Genomic DNA, 16,129 nt, shown 5'->3' on the forward strand with positions numbered 1-16,129 from the left:
CGAAGACGGGGGCGCATCCCCAAACTTCTTGATCACACAGGAGAAACACCATGGCGAAGCCGCCTGTGCGCAAGCCTAAGAAGAAGGTCTGCGCATTCTGCAAGGACAAGGTCACGTACGTGGACTACAAGGACACGAACATGCTGCGGAAGTTCATTTCCGACCGCGGCAAGATCCGTGCCCGCCGCGTGACCGGCAACTGCACGCAGCACCAGCGTGACGTCGCCACGGCCGTCAAGAACAGCCGTGAGATGGCGCTGCTGCCCTACACGTCCACCGCGCGCTAAGGAAAGGGTGACCGAACAATGAAGATCATCCTTACCCACGAGGTCTCCGGCCTCGGCGCTGCCGGCGACGTCGTCGACGTCAAGGACGGCTACGCTCGCAACTACCTGATCCCGCGGAAGTTCGCGATCCGCTGGACCAAGGGCGGCGAGAAGGACGTCGAGCAGATCCGTCGCGCTCGCAAGATCCACGAGATCCAGACCATCGAGCAGGCCAACCAGGTCAAGGGCCAGCTCGAGGCCGTCAAGGTTCGTCTGGCTGTCCGCTCCGGCGACGCCGGTCGGCTGTTCGGTTCCGTCACCCCGGCCGACATCGCTTCCGCGATCAAGGCTTCCGGTGGCCCCGAGGTCGACAAGCGCCGTATCGAGCTGACCTCTCCGATCAAGACGCTGGGCGCCCACGAGACGTCCGTGCGTCTGCACCCCGAGGTTGCCGCCAAGGTCAACATCGAGGTCATCGCGGCCTAAGGGTCGTTCTCGCTCAAGCGACGTATGGGGCCGCATCCTGCGAAGGGTGCGGCCCCATACGCGTGCCCGGACGTTCTGTGCCGCCCGGCGTCCATCGGTCAATCGGTCCAGGCCATCGGCGAAGCGACTGATTCACGAGGCACAGCGTGAGGTGGCGATGTTTCACGTGAAACATCGCCGGCTTCATGCCCTGCTCTGTCAGCGGGTCGCTCCTGTGACGATCCAGAGGCCGGAACGGGAGCGGAGCCACAGAGTCAGCATGCGCGTCGCCATCATCAACGTCATGGCGCACCAGAGGGCGGTCAGACCTGCACCGAGGGCGGGGACGAGCAGAGCGGCAGGGATGAACACCGCCAGCGTCAGCAGCATGGCCCGGGCGAGGTAAGGCCCGTCTCCCGCGCCCATGAGCACACCGTCCAGCACGAAGACGATGCCGGAGATCGGCTGGGCCAGCGCCACCACGATCAGAGCGGGGAGCGCGGCTTTCTGCACGGCCGGGTCGTCCGTGAAGAGCGGAATGAACACGGGCCGGGCGAGCAGCACCAGCAACCCGAGCACCGAGCCGGTGGCGATCCCCCACTGCACCATCCGGCGGCAGGCTTCGCGGGCTCCCTGGGCGTCGCCCGCACCGAGGTATCGGCCGATGATGGCCTGCCCGGCGATGGCGATCGCGTCCAGGGCGAAGGCGAGCAGGCTCCAGAGCGAGAGGATGATCTGGTGCGCGGCGATGTCCTCGTCCCCGAGCCGGGCGGCGACCGCGGTGGCAATCATGAGGACAGCGCGGAGGGAGAGCGTGCGGACCAGCAAGGGCATCCCTGTCTGAGCCGAGGTGCGTATCCCGTCGGCGTCCGGCCGCAGAGAGGCACCGTGTCTCCGGGCACCGCGGATCACGACCCAGAGGTAGGCGACCGCCATGCCGAGTTGGGCGATGACCGTTCCCCAGGCCGATCCTGCGATGCCGAGATCGGCGCCGTAGACGAGGAAGGCGTTCAGCGCGCCGTTGGCCACGAAGCCTGCGACGGCGACGTACAGAGGTGTCTTCGTGTCCTGGAGTCCGCGCAGCACACCGGTGGCGGCGAGCACGACGAGCATGGCGGGGATACCGAGCGCCGAGATCCGCAGATAGGTCGTGGCATAGGGAGCCGCTGTGTCCGAGGAACCGAAGAGGGCGACGAGCGTGGGTGCTGTCGGCATGACGACGGCCACGACTGCGACGCCCAGCAGCACGGCGAGCCAGATGCCGTCGATGCCTTGCCGGATGGCGGCCCGGAGGTCTCCGGCTCCGACGCGTCGGGCGACGGCGGCCGTGGTGGCGTACGCGAGAAAGACGAAGACGCTCACCGCGGTGACGAGCAGGGCCGAAGCGACACCGAGGCCGGCCAGTTGTGCGGTACCGAGATGGCCGACGACGGCGGTGTCGACCATCAGGAAGAGCGGCTCGGCGACGAGTGCGCCGAAGGCCGGAACGGCCAGCGTGATGATCTCGCGATCGTGCCGACGCCGGGTGGCCTTGGGGGGCGCGGAAGCCTGTGTCATGACCATCAATCTAATCTTCCACAGGTAAGAGATGCAATGCACTAGTGACTATTACGATGCGCCTGGTCGAGCGCGGTCTCGCGCGGAGATCGTGATGATCTTGATCCGGTCGGGAAAGTTTTTCTCCTGCACAGCCGGTGGACGGCAAAGGTGCAGCTCAGGGCGTTTTCATCAGAAGAGGCGAGGTCTTGTTCACAGGGCTGTCCACCGAGTCGTGCACAGGTTTCGCGGGGTTCTCCACAGCATCTGGGCCGTCGTCCACATGGCCTGTGGATAACCAGATTGGCTGACGGTGCCGACGGGCCTACGGTGGTGCGGCGCCCGCTCCTCGGCAGATCACGAAAACCTCGCAAAACCGACGCGCCAGAACCGGAGTTGGGCCTCTCATTTGTCAGTGTCGTGCCGTAGAAATGAGAAGCACGGCGAGGTCCGCTCGGCGGACGGGAGGAGGTCGCTCGGTGAGCATTTCCGAGCCCTTGGACGACCCGTGGGCCGACAGCGGGCCTGGTGATCGTCTGCCCCCTTCCCGACGACGTCCGGACGACGGAGGCCGCGGCAGGGAGGAGCGGCACGACCGCGGCAGGGACAACGGGGAATGGGACGGCGGGGGTTCGGCCTTCGAGCGCGTCCCCCCGCAGGACCTCGACGCCGAACAGTCCGTCCTCGGCGGCATGCTGCTGTCCAAGGACGCCATTGCCGACGTGGTAGAGATCCTCAAGGGCCCCGACTTCTACAAGCCGGCTCACGAGACCATCTACCAGGCGATTCTCGACATCTATGCCAAGGGTGAGCCGGCCGACCCCATCACCATCGCCGCCGAGCTGACCAAGCGCGGGGAGATCACCAAGGTCGGCGGTGCCTCCTATCTGCACACCCTCGTCCAGACGGTGCCGACGGCGGCCAACGCCGAGTACTACGCGGAGATCGTCCACGAGCGAGCCGTCCTGCGCCGTCTGGTCGAAGCCGGCACCCGCATCACGCAGATGGGATACGCGGCCGACGACGACGTCGACGAGATCGTCAACAGGGCGCAGGCCGAGATCTTCGCGGTCACCGAGCAGCGCACCACCGAGGACTACCTGCCGCTCGGCGACATCATGGAGGGCGCGCTCGACGAGATCGAGGCGATCGGTTCGCGGTCGGGCGAGATGACCGGTGTGCCGACCGGTTTCACCGACCTCGACCAGCTCACCAACGGTCTGCATCCCGGCCAGATGATCATCATCGCGGCCCGTCCCGCCATGGGTAAGTCGACCCTGGCGCTGGACTTCGCGCGCGCCTGTTCGATCAAGCACAACATGCCGAGCGTGATCTTCTCGCTCGAAATGGGACGCAACGAGATCGCGATGCGTCTGCTGTCGGCCGAGGCACGTGTCGCCCTGCACCACATGCGGTCCGGCACGATGACGGACGAGGACTGGACGCGCCTGGCCCGCCGGATGCCGGACGTCTCGGCCGCACCGCTCTACATCGACGACTCCCCGAACCTGTCGATGATGGAGATCCGCGCCAAGTGCCGGCGGCTGAAGCAGCGCAACGACCTGAAGCTCGTCATCATCGACTATCTGCAGCTCATGCAGTCCGGTGGAAAGCGGTCCGAGAGCCGCCAGCAGGAGGTCTCCGACATGTCGCGAAACCTGAAGCTGCTGGCCAAGGAGCTGGAGCTGCCGGTGATCGCGCTGTCGCAGCTCAACCGTGGACCTGAGCAGCGTACGGACAAGAAGCCCATGGTGTCCGACCTGCGTGAGTCGGGATCGATCGAGCAGGACGCGGACATGGTGATCCTGCTGCACCGCGAGGACGCCTACGAGAAGGAATCGCCGCGCGCGGGTGAGGCCGACATCATCGTGGGCAAGCACCGTAACGGCCCGACGGCGACCATCACGGTCGCCTTCCAGGGCCACTACTCACGATTCGTGGACATGGCACAGACCTGACGCGGGGAAATGCGCTCGACGCGCGGTGTCGGGCCCGATGGACTGGGCGCATGACAACACCTCAGGAAGAGCTGCTCCCCGCCACACGCCGGGCTCTGCTGCACCGCATCGCCGTCGCCCAGGCCGAGGGGCGCACGCCGTCACTGGTCGCGGCGGTGGTCAGGGGCGGGGAGACGGTGTGGAGCGGGGCACGGACCTCGATGGAGGGGCACGCGCCGGACGAGAACGTGCAGTACCGGATCGGCTCGATCACCAAGACCTTCACGGCGGTCCTGGTCCTGCGGCTGCGCGACGAGGGTGTGCTGGACCTCGGCGATCCGCTGGAGAAGCATCTTCCGGGCACCGGAGCGGGAGAGGCGACCATCGCCGAACTGCTCGCGCACACGGGCGGACTGGCCGCCGAGTCGCCGTCGCCCTGGTGGGAACGCACCCCGGGCGCCCTGCGGCCGGAACTCGCCGACGTGCTCGGAGAACAGCCCCACCGGCACCCCGTCGGCCGCCGCTTCCACTACTCCAACCCGGGCTTCACCCTCCTCGGCGCGTTGGTCGAGCAGGTGCGGGGCGCGGCCTGGGAGGACGTCCTGCGGCGCGAGGTGCTCGAACCGCTCGGGCTGAGCCGTACGTCGTGGCACCCGGAGGCACCGCACGCCGGCGGCTGGGCCGTCCATCCCTGGGCGGACGTGATGCTGCCGGAGAAGGTCGAGGATCTGGGCCGTATGGGGCCCGCCGGGCAGCTCTGGTCGACCGCGTCCGACCTGGCGCGTTTCGCGGTCTTCCTGGCCAGGGGGGACGACCGGGTGCTGTGCGCGGAGTCCGTCCGGGAGATGCGTACGCCGGCCGCGCCGGGGGAGGCCGCCGATGTGTCGGCCGGTGTGGCGTACGGGCTCGGCATGCAGCTGCAGCACCGGGGCGGCCGGTTCCTGGTCGGTCACGGCGGTTCGGTACCCGGCTTCCTCGCGCAGCTCACCCTCAGTGTCGAGGACGATGTGGCGGCCGTGGTGCTGACCAACTGCACCTCGGGGCCCGTGGTGTCGGACGTGGCCGCCGACCTCGTACGCATCGTGGCGGAAGCCGAGCCGCGGATCCCCGAGCCGTGGCGGCCGCTACCCGACGTGGACGCTGCGGTCCTGGAGCTGGCCGGACCTTGGTACTGGGGAACCCACAGCTTCGCCTTGCGTCTCACGGGCGACGGCGGGCTCTCACTGGACCCCCTCTCCGCCACCCTGCGCGGCGCTCGCTTCCACGCCAATGACGACGGCAGCTGGACCGGGCTCAACGGCTACTTCGCCGGAGAGCTCCTGCGGGCCGTACGAAGGCCGGACGGGACCGTGAGCCACCTGGACCTCGGGTCGTTCGTGTTCACGCGCCAGCCGTACGAGGAGGGGGCTCCGGTGCCCGGTGGAGTGGATCCCGAGGGGTGGCGCGGCATCTCGTAGGCGTGGCTCAGGCGACGGGCCGGGGTCACGCCCGCGGTGTTTCACGTGAAACGGGATCCCGCCCTCGTCCACCTCACTGTTCAGAGCGGCAGTTTGAAGCCCACGTGGGTCGCTTGGAAGCCGAGGCGTTCGTAGAAGCGATGGGCGTCGGCGCGCGTGGCGTCGGACGTCAGCTGCACCAACTGGCAGCCCAGGCGCCGCGAGGAGTCGACGGCCCACTCGATGAGCTGCGTGCCGAGACCGCTGCCGCGCTCGTCGGCATGCACCCGCACTCCTTCGATGACCGAACGGGTGGAGCCGCGCCGGGACAGGCCGGGGATGATCGTCAGCTGGAGTGTGCCGACGACGCGGTTCTCGCGGACGGCGACCACCACATGCTGATGAGGGTCGCCGCTGAGGCGCCTCAGCGCTGAGAGGTACGGAGTGAGGTCGTCCGGCGATTCACGCTGGGCGCCCAAGGGGTCGTCGGCCAGCATCGCGACGATCTCCGGAATGTCGTTCTCGGTTGCCGGACGGATGTCGAGATCTCCCATGTGCACACCCTAGGCGGACACGTTCCGCGACTCCACGACGCGGACCAGGGGGGGCCAGTTCGGCGCTCTGGGCTTCGCGACCGTGCCGCCGCTGCAGAAGCGGGTCCTCGACCAGGCGCAAGGCGCCCCTACGCTGGCCTCGGCTGTGAACATCGGTGCCTTCAACCTCGGCAACGCCCTCGCCGCCTGGCTCGGCGGGCTCGTCATCGACGCCGGTCTCGGCTACTCGGCTCCCAACTGGGTCGGCGCAGCCCTCGCCGGGAGCGCGCTCGTTCTGGCGCTCGTCGCGTCGATGCTGGAACGCGGGGGGAACGCCACCGGCACCGACGTCGAGGGTGCCGGAGCGAGCGCACCGCGGGCTGTCGTTCACCACTGACCGCCGACGAGACCGCCGGGTTCGTGCCTCAGCCCGCGGCCACGGTCAGCGGGGCGTACCGCCGGGTCCAGTCGCCCGGCAGTTCGGAGAGCCCGTAGGTCATCACCGAGTTGAAGGCGATTGATGCCAGGCCTCGTTCCTTGGCCCACGCCAGCAGTTCCTCGTGACGTACGTCGATGTCGGTGCGCAACGGCCGGTCGGTGTGGGCGGCCAGGGAAGCGATGAGCGCCTTCGCCGTACGAGTGTCACGGGCGATCAGGGGGCCGACGACGTGGTCGTCCGTGTTGGGCCAGGCAGCCGCGTATCCGATGATCCTGCCGTTCTCCTCGGCCACGCGCAGCTGATCGGCGAAGGCGGGGAGCCGGGTGAGGATGTGGGTGCGGTCCGTGCCGAATACCTCACCGTCGAGTCCGAGGATGGTGCTCAAGTCCTCGGCCGTGGCCGGACGCGTACGGACCCCGGGATCAGGTTCCGCGGGGGTGAAGTGCCCGCGAATCATCTCGGCCTGTCCGGTGACCTTGAAACCCAGTTCCTCGTAGAGCGGGCGTCCGTACGGAGTCGCGTGCAGGGTCAGCGGAGTCGTTCCCATCTCCGCGAGCACATGGCGCATCAAACGGCGCCCGACGCCCTGGCGGGCGTACCGCTCGGCGACCAGAACCATGCCGATCGCCCCCAGTTCAGGGTGGCCCGCGGGGCCGTACTCGGTCACCACGCACGCGGTGACGAGACCGCCCTCGGGAGCGTCGACGCCATAGCCGGTGCCGGCCGCGAGGAGGAGCCCCCATTTGTGCTCCTCCCGGGGCCAGCCCCGGTCCTCGGACAGATCGGCGCAGGCGGCGCGGTCGCGAGGCGTCAGACGGCGGATGGGCAGAGCGGCGGGGGAAGGTGTCGGCACGCAGGTCAGGCTGTCCGACATGGGCCCTTGGCGTCCACCGGTTTGCGGGCGGACGCACACCCTTTTGGCCATGCCGCGCGCCGCCGCACAGGGAGCGGGTCGATGTTTCACGTGAAACATCCCGTCTCCGGGGGAGGAGGCACCGGCCTGCCGCGGCCGCGAATCATTTGGGACACGATGGCCAGGAGCGAGGCCGGACACCCACTCGTGCACAGGCGGGATCTGTGGGATATCTGTGAATTGGTGTCCCAAGCCCGGTAATTGAAGGAATCGCTCATTCGCCCCCGTGGAATTCTCGGCGCGCGATGGGGGGACTTGTGTGCGGCGGTCCTGCCGGTAGGGTCGAGTCCGGTTCGTGTCCGAAGCGAGATGCAGCCGTCTCATGGCGGGGGTACGAACGCAGCTCAATGCAGCCTAACCGGACAGGGGGATCGGGGACCCGCGTTTACCGTTACGAGCTGGGGGCGTTCGCGCGCCGTGGGACCCTGCGGTGAGTGCTGCGGCGCACGTCACACTCTCGCCTACGTGTCTGTACGGAGTGAACCGGATTGAATGTGGCCGCATTGGCCGACGGGGAACGAACGGGGAAAAGCAAGGCCGTCCGCGGGGGAAAGCGTGCGACTTCCGAGCGGGGGGCGTACGTAGATCGACCGAAAGATGTTCGAGGCGAGGCAGACCATGGACGCTCCGACCACCGCGTCGGCCGGCAACGGTACTTCGGGGGGCAGTGACGGAGGCGGCTGGTTCACACCGCGCACCTCTCCGCCGTCCCTCGGTGAGGACCAGGAGCCCGAGGGGTACCGCCTCGCCGGTCTGCGGCCCGTCGGCCGTTCCCCGGAGCCGCCGAGCGGCGCCGAACAGGACCGGGCAGGCGCGGTACGGGAGCGAATACAGAGCTCCGCGGACCTTCCCCCCGGTCTTCCGCCGCACTCCCCGCCCGCGCAGCCCGCCGAGGAGCACGCTGCCGAGCGTGCCGTCTTCGACGCCCGCGTGCCCGCCCGGTCGGGCGGCCCCACAGCCTCCCCCGACGCCGTTCTCATCCAGCGGACGATGGCCGAGGTCGGGCCCGTCGCCGACAAGGTCACCTCGTACTTCTACGCGCTGCTCTTCGTCCAGCACCCGGACCTGCGCTCGATGTTCCCTCCGGCGATGGACGCCCAGCGCGACCGCCTGCTCAAGGCGCTGCTGACCGCTGCCGAGCACATCGACAACACGCCGGTTCTCGTCGACTACCTGCAGAATCTCGGTCGCGGTCACCGCAAGTACGGCACGCAGGCCGATCACTATCCGGCCGTCGGTGAGTGCCTGATCGGCGCGCTGAGCCGGTACGCCAAGGCGAGCTGGAACGACGAGACCGAGGCGGCCTGGGTCCGGGCGTACACGACCATCTCCCAGGTGATGATCGACGCGGCGGCGGCGGACGAGTTGCGGGCCCCGCCCTGGTGGCTGGCCGAGGTCGTCTCGCACGATCCGAAAACCCCGGACATAGCGGTGATCACCGTCCGTCCGAACCAGCCGTATCCCTTCCTCGCCGGGCAGTACACGAGCCTGGAGACCCCCTGGTGGCCGCGGATCTGGCGGCACTACTCGTTCGCCTCGGCGCCCCGCTCGGACGGGCTGCTGACGTTCCATGTGAAGGCGATCTCCGCGGGCTGGGTCTCCAACGCGCTCGTGCACCGCGCCCGGCCCGGCGACGTTCTGCGACTGGGACCGCCCGCCGGCGCGATGACGGTCGACCACACCACCGACAGCGGGCTGCTCTGTCTGGGCGGCGGCACCGGGATCGCACCCATCAAGGCCATGGTGGAGGACGTCGCCGAACATGGGCGGAACCGTCCGGTGGAGGTCTTCTACGGGGCCCGCACCGGCCAGGATCTCTACGATCTCGACACTCTGCTGCGGCTGCAGCAGAGCAATTCGTGGCTGGAGGTCCGCCCTGTCGTGGACCGGCACGGGCTGCTCCAGCTGCCCGACGCGATACGTGACCACGGGCCCTGGAACGGGTACGACGCGTATCTGTCCGGTCCGCCCGGCATGATCCGCAGCGGTGTCGACGCGTTGAGGGACGCGGGCATCCCCTCGGACCGCATACGGCACGACTCGGTCGAGGAACTGGTGGCGGCCGGAGACTGACCGCCTGGGGACGCCGTGCCGCATGCTTCTGCGGCCGCTGCCTCAGCCCAGGTCCGGCGCGTGCATCGCCCGCACGCCCTCGATGTTCCCGTCCAGGTAGTGCCGCAGGGAGAGCGGGACGAGGTGCACGGAGGCGATGCCGACCCGGGTGAAGGGGATGCGCACGATCTCGTACTCGCCCAGAGGCTCGTCCATCTCCGGACCGTGCCGCTTGGAGGGGTCCATGGACTCCAGACGGCAGACGAAGAAGTGCTGGACCTTCACACCGGTGGCGCCGCCGTCCTCCCCGATGTGCTCGACGGTGTCCACGAAACAGGGCACCACATCGGTGATCTTCGCGCCGAGTTCCTCGTGCACCTCGCGGTGGAGCGCGTCGACGACGGTGGTGTCCTCCGGCTCGACACCGCCACCGGGCGTGAGCCAGTAGGGGTCCACGCCCGGCTTGGTCCGCTTGATCAGGATCAGGTCGTCGCCGTCGAGCAGAACGGCGCGCGCGGTGCGCTTGACCACGGGTCGTACGGTCATGGGAGAAATGTGGCCCTGCATGTTCCACGTGAAACATCGCCGGAGGGGAAGAGTGGATGCCCCGAGCCGACGGGCGGCCCTGCGTGGGCGCTCGTCCCGACCGAGTGGCTGCGGCGCTGCCTCAGGACCAGCTCGCAGCGGCCGCCAGCAGCCACTCGTGCGCCCGTGCGATGTGCGGCATGGCCAGGGTTCCGGTTCGGATCACCAGGAAGTAGGTGCGCAGCGGCGGCACCGCGGGGTCGAGGAGCGCGACGAGGTCACCGCGGTCCAGTGCGGCGGCGCACAGATAGCGCGGCAGTACGGCGAGACCGGCGCCCGAGACGGCACAGGCGAGCACTGCCCGCAGGTCGGGGACCACGACGGTGCCGGAGGCGGCGGGCCGGGTGTCGAAGACGGTCGCCCAGTATCGGGCGACGAACGGCATTGACTCGTGTACCTCGACGACAGGAAGGCCCCGCAGCGCTTGTGTTCCTGTGCGGCGCAGTTTCTCGGGTCCGATCTCGTCCGCCCAGCGCGGGGCGGCGATCAGGACGTGCTCCTCGTCGCAGAGAGGGGTCGCGGTCAGCAGCGCGCCGCGAGGCTGGGCCGTGGTGATGGCCAGGTCGTGGTGCCCGGCGGCGAGGCCCTCCAACGCCTTGTCGGAGTTGCCGAAGGACACCCGCAGCGCGAAGCCCAGGCCATCGGCCCCGGTCAGCTCGGCGAGGGTGGGAAGGGCCCGCTCGGCGGTGAACTCCGGCGGTCCGGCGAGGTGCAGGGTGCGTAAGGAGGAGTCGTCGTCGAGGCCGGTCTCGGCGATCTCCACCAGCGCGTCGAGATGTGGAGCCGCCTTGTGGGCCAGTTCGTCGCCGATGGTCGTCGGGGTCACCCCGCGGGCCTGGCGAAGGAAGAGCGGGCGGCCCAGCTGCCGTTCCAGGGTGCGTATCTGCGAGGTGACGGCCGGCTGCGAGAGGCCGAGCAGGGCGGCGGCACGGGTGAAGGAACCGGCCCGGTGCACGGTCACGAACGTGCGCAGTAAGGCCAGATCCATGCTTGTCCTCCCCTCGCCGCCCGGAGTGACCAACCATAAATAAGTCGATAGGCCCCTGTCGCTACTGTGATTGGACACTGACACAGAGTCAACTAGCCTTGTTCGCGCGGTTCTTCGCGCGCGGAACCGGGGACGGTCCGAGCCACGAGGGGGGAGGCTCGGACCGTCCGTCGTGCGGAGCGACGCCGCAGGTCAATACAGCTAGCCGCCGGCCACCGACAGCGCCCGCAGGACATCGGCCACCAGATCGGCCGTGTCCTCCGCGCCGGCCGAGAAGCGGATGAAACCCTCCGGAACCGCGTCGCCTCCCCACCGGCCGCGCCGCTCCGCGGTGGAACGCACCCCTCCGAAACTCGTGGCGTCGTCCACCAGGCGGAGCGCGTCGAGGAAACGATCGGCACGCGCGCGTGTGGGCAACGCGAACGACACCACGCAGCCGTAGCGCCTCATCTGCTGCGAGGCGATCCTGTGCGAGGGGTCGTCGGGGAGCCCCGGGTAGCGCAGCCCGGTCACCTCCGGCCGTTCCCTGAGCGCCTCGGCCACGGCGAGGGCGTTGATGCTCTGCCGGTCGGCGCGCAGCTGGAGTGTGGCGAGCGAGCGGTGCGCGAGCCAGGCCTCCATCGGGCCTGGGATCGCGCCGACGATCTTGCGCCAGCGCCGCACCGAGGCCATCAGCGAGGCGTCACGCCCGACGACGTACCCGAGGAGGACATCCCCGTGCCCGGTCAGCTGCTTGGTGCCGCTGGCCACGGCGAAGTCGGCGCCCAGCTCCAGCGGCCGCTGCCCGAGCGGGGTCGCCAGGGTGTTGTCGACGGCCACGAGACAGCCGCGCGCGTGTGCCGCCTCGGTGAGCCGCCGCACGTCGCAGACGTCCAGCCCCGGGTTCGACGGTGTCTCCAGCCAGAGCAGCCCGGCGCCGTCGAGGGCGTCGAGCTGGGCGTCGGCGCCCGTCGGCGCGCTGCGCACCTCGATGCCGTACGACCGCAGTTGTTCACCTGCCAACGGCAGCACGTTGTAGCCGTCGCTCGGGAGGACGAGCACGTCGCCGGAGCGAAGCTGGGAGAAGAGGACCGCCGAGATGGCGGCCATGCCCGAGGAGAAGGTGAGCGTCTCGGCGTCGTCCTGTCCGGGTGCCTCCAGTTCTCCGATGGCGCGCTCCAGAAGTGTCCAGGTGGGGTTCTGGTCGCGCCCGTAGGCGTACGGGCCGGTGGGTTCGCCCGGCAGGTGGTAGTGCGCGGCGAAGACCGGTCCTGGCAGGGTCGGTTCGTGCTTGACGGGCTCGGGCAGGCCCGCCCTCACCGCGCGGGTGCCGTCTCCGGGGCCCGCGGCGGGGTTCTCCGCGCTCATGCGGCCCGTCCCTCCACCTTGTCGCGTACGCCGGCCAGCAGGCCGGGGCACGCCGCCTCCACCAGCTCCAGGCACTCCTCGAAGCCGTCCGCGCCCCCGTAGTAGGGATCCGGGACGTCGAGGTCGTCACCGGCGGCGGGGTCGTAGGAACGCAGCAGCCGGACCTTGTCCGCGTCCGCCGCGGTCGGCGCGAGGCGCCGCAGCGCCTTGAGATGGCCCTCGTCGAGGGCGATGACGAGATCGAGGCGGGAGAACCAGGAAACCTGGAACTGCCGTGCCGTGTGGGCGCCCGCGTATCCGTTCGCCTCCAGGACGGAGACGGTGCGTGGATCGGCGGCATCGCCCTCGTGCCAGCCGCCGGTGCCCGCACTGTCGACCTCGACCAGGTCCTCCAGCCCGGCCTCCTCCAGCCGGGCGCGGAAGACGGACTCGGCCATCGGGGAGCGGCAGATGTTGCCGGTACAGACGAAACAGACTCGATAGGTCATGCCGGACCTCAGTCCCCGTCGGGCAGGACGAGCGAGAGCGCCCAGGAGACGATCGAGATGATCAGCCCACCGAGGACGGCGGTCCAGAAGCCCTCCACGTGGAAGCTCAGGTCGAGGACGTCGGCCAGCCAGGAGGTGAGCAGCAGCATCAGGGCGTTCACGACCAGTGTGAAGAGCCCGAGCGTCACTATGAACAGCGGAAGGGTCAGCAGCTTGACGAGCGGCTTGACCACGGCGTTGACCAGGCCGAACACGAGCGCGACCAGCAGCAGGGTGGCGATCTCCTTGCCCGTGCTGTCGCCGGTCAGTGTGATCTTGTCGAGCAGCCAGACGGCGACCGCCAGAGCGCCCGCGTTGGCGATCGTCTTGACTAGGAAATTCATCATGTGTCTGATCGTGGCAGAAGCGATCGGTACGAGCACTGGGCAGGGGCGACTAAGTCGATGAAGGCATTCCGGTTGGACGAACTGGAGGCGGAACGCGCCGCCAATGACGGTGCCTATCTGCAGTTCCTGCGCGAGCGGAACATGTCGGTCGGCCTGTACGCGCTCGATGCCGGCGAACTCGATCCGCAGAAGCCGCACGGCCAGGACGAGGTGTACCTCGTGGTGAGCGGCCGAGCGGCGCTCACGGTGGGTCTGGAGACCACCCAGGTCGCCCGCGGCAGTGTCGTGTACGTGCCTGCCGGGGTCGCCCACAAGTTCCATCACATCACCGAGGACCTGAGGGTCGTGGTGGTGTTCTCTCCGCCGGAGGGCTGACGTCCGCCGCGGTGTTCCCTAGGGGGACGATCAGGGACGGACAAGGGGTGCGAAGCCCCCGGACGGCCCCCGCGTGGCCCTAGCATCGACGGCAGGACAGCAGAAGGCCCGGAACGAGTGCCCCGTTGGCGGGGCGACGGGTGGAGACACAAGGAGCAGGGGCGATGCGGGAGATCTTCGCGGGGATGCCGTGGTGGGTGAAGTGGATCGCGGTGCCGGTCATCGCCCTGTTGGTGTTCGGAGGGCTGATAGTCAGCGTCGTCCAGGTCGTGGTGAGCCTGCTCTTCAAGGTGCTGGTCTTCGTGGCGCTGGTCGGCGGACTGATCTACGTCGTCAAGAAGTTCACGGCGGGCTCCTCCTCGCGCGGCGACTGGTGAGGCGTCAGCGTCGCGCAACAGATGAGGCGTGAGTGGGTGAGGCCGGTCAGGGCACGGCGGTAACAGGAACGTGAGGTTCCCTCGCCAGGGGGAAGTTTCCCGGCGAGGCCGTCGACGAGCGGTGACGGGCGGCTAGAGTCCGGGAACTCGCCGCGGGTTCGACCCCGCGGGCGGCGCATCTCCTCCCGTGTCCCCCGCACGGGCGGCCCTCCTCGCGCTTCGGGAGTGACCCTCGGCCATGGCTGACACGGCATCCGCAGAACCCCTTTCCGCCTCCGCCCGGCCTCGCTCCCGGGCGGCACAGAGCGCGGTTCCGCCCACACAGCCGGGCCCTCGGTCGACACCGGCGGTCGCCGCCGAGCACGCGCGGGTCCGGGAGGCGGACGCCCTCCTCCCGCAGCCTCCGCCGCGTACGACGTCGAAGACCCCGGCTCCCCCCGTCCAGCCACGTACGTCACCGGGCGAGGAGCAGGTGCGATGCCCCGACCCTTCGGCGACGCAGACGCAGTCGCGGACACCGACAGAGACGCGGACACAGACACAGCCGCGGACGCAATCGTCTGCTCCGACGGTCCGCGCGCAGGCGCAGCCACCGGCGCCGCCGACCAGGACCCGGCCGCCGGCGGGGCCCGTACGCCCCGGGGCGCGGCCCGGGTACGGGTCGGTGCGGGGAGCCCGTATCCCGTCCCCCGCGCCGCCCTCAGCGGCAGAGGCGAACTCCGGCACCCTGATCGGCTCCGTGCAGCGCGCGATGCGGCTGTTGGAGGCGGTGGCCGAGCGCGAGCACGGAGCGCCCGCCAAGCAGTTGGCACGGGACGCCGGGCTCGCGCTGCCCACGGCGTACCACCTGCTCCGTACCTTGGTGCATGAGGGCTATCTGCGCCGTGAGAAGGGGCTGTTCTTCCTGGGTGAGGCGGCCGAGCGGCTGGGCAGCAGCGGAGCGCAGCAGAAACGTCGCAGCACGGTGGGTGAGGCTCTGGCGCACTGGCGGGACACCCTGGGCGTGCCGGTGTACTTCGCGATCTACCGGGACGGCGAGATCGAGGTCAAGTGCGTCGCCGACAGCCCGAACGCCCCGGCGGTCGAGGAGTGGGCCGACTTCCGCGAGACCGGTCACGCCCACGCCATCGGGCAGTGTCTGCTGTCCCAGTTGAGCCACGAGGCCCGCCGCGACCACCTGGACCGCTATCCGGTGCGGTCCCTCACCCCGTACACCGTCCGTGACGACGAGACGCTGCTACGGCGCCTGGACCGCATGGGACGGATGGAACCGGTCGTGGAGCGGCAGGAGTACGCCCTGGGCACGGTCTGCGCCGCGCTCCCCGTCACCGTGGGGCCGACCGCCGGGACCCTCGCCATCTCGCTGCCCTCGCACCAGGCGGACCGACTGCTGCCCCTCGCCCGCCAGTTGCAGACCGAGATCGGAAACCTGCTAGGGACACTCGCGATCTCTATCAGCATCTGAAAAATCACTCCTTGTGATCTCCCGTGTACTTTCAGCAAACTTCCAGAGGTGTCAGGCGGATGATTCCTGGCCAGTCGACGAACACGGCGGGGTAGGCGATGCGCGAGTCGGTACAGGCAGAGGTCATGATGAGCTTCCTCGTCTCGGAGGAGCTCTCCTTCCGCATCCCGGTGGAGCTCCGTTATGAGACCTGCGATCCCTATGCCGTGCGCCTGACCTTCCACCTGCCCGGCGACGCCCCGGTGACCTGGGCCTTCGGGCGGGAGCTGCTCATCGACGGTGTCGGGCGGCCGTGCGGGGACGGGGACGTGCACATCGCGCCCGCCGATCCGGAGACGTTCGGCGAGGTCCTGATCCGGCTTCAGGTGGGCACCGACCAGGCCATGTTCCGGGTCGGCACGGCGCCGCTGGTTGCCTTCCTGGACCGTACGGACAAGCTCGTGCCGCTGGGGCAGGAGCGCTCCCTCGCCGACTTCGACACGCTGCTCGACGAGGCTCTGGACCGCATCCTGGCGGAGGAACAGAGCGCGGGGTGAACCGT

At 69.2% G+C, this 16,129-nt stretch carries 17 protein-coding genes and 1 pseudogene; 10 read left to right on the plus strand and 8 right to left on the minus strand.

Annotated features, from left to right (window positions below; genetic code table 11):
• Positions 1-50 precede the first annotated feature (50 nt).
• Entirely contained in the window at positions 51-287 is a 237-nt protein-coding gene (gene rpsR / locus ACZ6BB_RS26770; protein ID WP_003949403.1) for a 30S ribosomal protein S18, read from the plus strand.
• 18 nt (positions 288-305) lie between these two features.
• A complete protein-coding gene (gene rplI / locus ACZ6BB_RS26775; RefSeq protein WP_005482940.1) occupies positions 306-752 on the plus strand; it encodes a 50S ribosomal protein L9 in 447 nt (148 codons plus the stop codon).
• Between the two features lie 198 nt (positions 753-950).
• On the opposite strand, the gene ACZ6BB_RS26780 is transcribed toward rplI, so the two are convergent.
• On the minus strand, positions 951-2,297 hold the full coding sequence (locus tag ACZ6BB_RS26780; protein ID WP_471617709.1) for an MATE family efflux transporter: 1,347 nt from the start codon (positions 2,295-2,297) through the stop codon (positions 951-953).
• A gap of 449 nt (positions 2,298-2,746) precedes the next feature.
• Here ACZ6BB_RS26780 and dnaB point away from each other — a divergent pair, with 449 nt between their 5' ends.
• Both dnaB and ACZ6BB_RS26790 read left to right on the plus strand, forming a co-directional pair.
• A complete protein-coding gene (dnaB, locus tag ACZ6BB_RS26785) occupies positions 2,747-4,225 on the plus strand; it encodes a replicative DNA helicase (RefSeq protein WP_037726035.1) in 1,479 nt (492 codons plus the stop codon).
• 50 nt (positions 4,226-4,275) lie between these two features.
• Positions 4,276-5,661 carry a serine hydrolase domain-containing protein gene (locus tag ACZ6BB_RS26790; RefSeq protein WP_471617710.1) on the plus strand — a complete coding sequence of 462 codons (1,386 nt, stop codon included), beginning with the start codon at positions 4,276-4,278 and terminating at the stop codon, positions 5,659-5,661.
• Positions 5,662-5,741: 80 nt separating this feature from the next.
• On the opposite strand, the gene ACZ6BB_RS26795 is transcribed toward ACZ6BB_RS26790, so the two are convergent.
• Positions 5,742-6,194, minus strand: coding sequence for a GNAT family N-acetyltransferase (locus ACZ6BB_RS26795; protein WP_471617711.1), 453 nt, complete (start codon positions 6,192-6,194; stop codon positions 5,742-5,744).
• Between the two features lie 61 nt (positions 6,195-6,255).
• Between ACZ6BB_RS26795 and ACZ6BB_RS26800 the strand changes: the two are divergent.
• A pseudogene (locus ACZ6BB_RS26800) lies at positions 6,256-6,570 on the plus strand (MFS transporter); the annotation flags it as partial.
• A 28-nt stretch (positions 6,571-6,598) separates the two neighbouring features.
• On the opposite strand, the gene ACZ6BB_RS26805 reads toward ACZ6BB_RS26800, so the two are convergent.
• Positions 6,599-7,465 carry a GNAT family N-acetyltransferase gene (locus tag ACZ6BB_RS26805; RefSeq protein WP_471617866.1) on the minus strand — a complete coding sequence of 289 codons (867 nt, stop codon included), beginning with the start codon at positions 7,463-7,465 and terminating at the stop codon, positions 6,599-6,601.
• A 657-nt stretch (positions 7,466-8,122) separates the two neighbouring features.
• On the opposite strand from ACZ6BB_RS26805, the gene ACZ6BB_RS26810 reads away from it, so the two are divergent.
• On the plus strand, positions 8,123-9,598 hold the full coding sequence (locus tag ACZ6BB_RS26810) for a globin domain-containing protein (protein ID WP_471617712.1): 1,476 nt from the start codon (positions 8,123-8,125) through the stop codon (positions 9,596-9,598).
• A gap of 42 nt (positions 9,599-9,640) precedes the next feature.
• Here the strand turns inward: ACZ6BB_RS26810 and ACZ6BB_RS26815 are convergent, their stop codons facing one another.
• The 5 genes from ACZ6BB_RS26815 to ACZ6BB_RS26835 form a co-directional block, all read right to left on the minus strand.
• Positions 9,641-10,123, minus strand: a complete 483-nt coding sequence (locus ACZ6BB_RS26815) for an NUDIX domain-containing protein (RefSeq protein WP_059079598.1) — start codon at positions 10,121-10,123, stop codon at positions 9,641-9,643.
• Between the two features lie 121 nt (positions 10,124-10,244).
• A complete protein-coding gene (locus tag ACZ6BB_RS26820) occupies positions 10,245-11,150 on the minus strand; it encodes a LysR family transcriptional regulator (RefSeq protein WP_471617713.1) in 906 nt (301 codons plus the stop codon).
• Between the two features lie 201 nt (positions 11,151-11,351).
• Positions 11,352-12,497, minus strand: a complete 1,146-nt coding sequence (locus ACZ6BB_RS26825) for a cystathionine gamma-lyase (RefSeq protein ID WP_471617714.1) — start codon at positions 12,495-12,497, stop codon at positions 11,352-11,354.
• Positions 12,494-12,985: a low molecular weight protein-tyrosine-phosphatase gene (locus ACZ6BB_RS26830; protein WP_471617715.1), complete on the minus strand. Its 492-nt coding sequence runs from the start codon at positions 12,983-12,985 to the stop codon at positions 12,494-12,496. Before ACZ6BB_RS26830 ends, ACZ6BB_RS26825 begins: the two co-directional genes overlap by 4 nt.
• A gap of 8 nt (positions 12,986-12,993) precedes the next feature.
• Entirely contained in the window at positions 12,994-13,371 is a 378-nt protein-coding gene (locus ACZ6BB_RS26835) for a phage holin family protein (protein ID WP_471617716.1), read from the minus strand.
• 57 nt (positions 13,372-13,428) lie between these two features.
• Here ACZ6BB_RS26835 and ACZ6BB_RS26840 point away from each other — a divergent pair, with 57 nt between their 5' ends.
• From ACZ6BB_RS26840 to ACZ6BB_RS26855, 4 genes are all read left to right on the plus strand, one after another.
• A complete protein-coding gene (locus ACZ6BB_RS26840) occupies positions 13,429-13,746 on the plus strand; it encodes a cupin domain-containing protein (RefSeq protein WP_471617717.1) in 318 nt (105 codons plus the stop codon).
• A gap of 164 nt (positions 13,747-13,910) precedes the next feature.
• The gene (locus ACZ6BB_RS26845) at positions 13,911-14,123 is read left to right on the plus strand and encodes a DUF5326 family protein (RefSeq protein WP_471617718.1); all 213 of its coding nucleotides are present in this window, start codon (positions 13,911-13,913) and stop codon (positions 14,121-14,123) included.
• A 739-nt stretch (positions 14,124-14,862) separates the two neighbouring features.
• Positions 14,863-15,588, plus strand: a complete 726-nt coding sequence (locus ACZ6BB_RS26850) for an IclR family transcriptional regulator (protein WP_471617719.1) — start codon at positions 14,863-14,865, stop codon at positions 15,586-15,588.
• 98 nt (positions 15,589-15,686) lie between these two features.
• A complete protein-coding gene (locus ACZ6BB_RS26855; RefSeq protein WP_005482911.1) occupies positions 15,687-16,124 on the plus strand; it encodes an SsgA family sporulation/cell division regulator in 438 nt (145 codons plus the stop codon).
• The last annotated feature ends 5 nt before the right edge of the window (positions 16,125-16,129 follow it).

It is taken from the genome of Streptomyces sp. NPDC041108, assembly GCF_055592645.1.

Excerpts from the sequence above, each read along its gene's own strand:
- rpsR (WP_003949403.1), top strand. The coding sequence starts at position 51 with ATGGCGAAGCCGCCTGTGCGCAAGCCTAAGAAGAAGGTCTGCGCATTC.
- rplI (WP_005482940.1), top strand. The coding sequence starts at position 306 with ATGAAGATCATCCTTACCCACGAGGTCTCCGGCCTCGGCGCTGCCGGC.
- ACZ6BB_RS26790 (WP_471617710.1), top strand. The coding sequence starts at position 4,276 with ATGACAACACCTCAGGAAGAGCTGCTCCCCGCCACACGCCGGGCTCTG.
- ACZ6BB_RS26795 (WP_471617711.1), bottom strand. The coding sequence starts at position 6,194 with ATGGGAGATCTCGACATCCGTCCGGCAACCGAGAACGACATTCCGGAG.
- ACZ6BB_RS26810 (WP_471617712.1), top strand. The coding sequence starts at position 8,123 with ATGTTCGAGGCGAGGCAGACCATGGACGCTCCGACCACCGCGTCGGCC.
- ACZ6BB_RS26815 (WP_059079598.1), bottom strand. The coding sequence starts at position 10,123 with ATGACCGTACGACCCGTGGTCAAGCGCACCGCGCGCGCCGTTCTGCTC.
- ACZ6BB_RS26820 (WP_471617713.1), bottom strand. The coding sequence starts at position 11,150 with ATGGATCTGGCCTTACTGCGCACGTTCGTGACCGTGCACCGGGCCGGT.
- ACZ6BB_RS26825 (WP_471617714.1), bottom strand. The coding sequence starts at position 12,497 with ATGAGCGCGGAGAACCCCGCCGCGGGCCCCGGAGACGGCACCCGCGCG.
- ACZ6BB_RS26830 (WP_471617715.1), bottom strand. The coding sequence starts at position 12,985 with ATGACCTATCGAGTCTGTTTCGTCTGTACCGGCAACATCTGCCGCTCC.
- ACZ6BB_RS26835 (WP_471617716.1), bottom strand. The coding sequence starts at position 13,371 with ATGATGAATTTCCTAGTCAAGACGATCGCCAACGCGGGCGCTCTGGCG.
- ACZ6BB_RS26840 (WP_471617717.1), top strand. The coding sequence starts at position 13,429 with ATGAAGGCATTCCGGTTGGACGAACTGGAGGCGGAACGCGCCGCCAAT.
- ACZ6BB_RS26845 (WP_471617718.1), top strand. The coding sequence starts at position 13,911 with ATGCGGGAGATCTTCGCGGGGATGCCGTGGTGGGTGAAGTGGATCGCG.
- ACZ6BB_RS26855 (WP_005482911.1), top strand. The coding sequence starts at position 15,687 with ATGCGCGAGTCGGTACAGGCAGAGGTCATGATGAGCTTCCTCGTCTCG.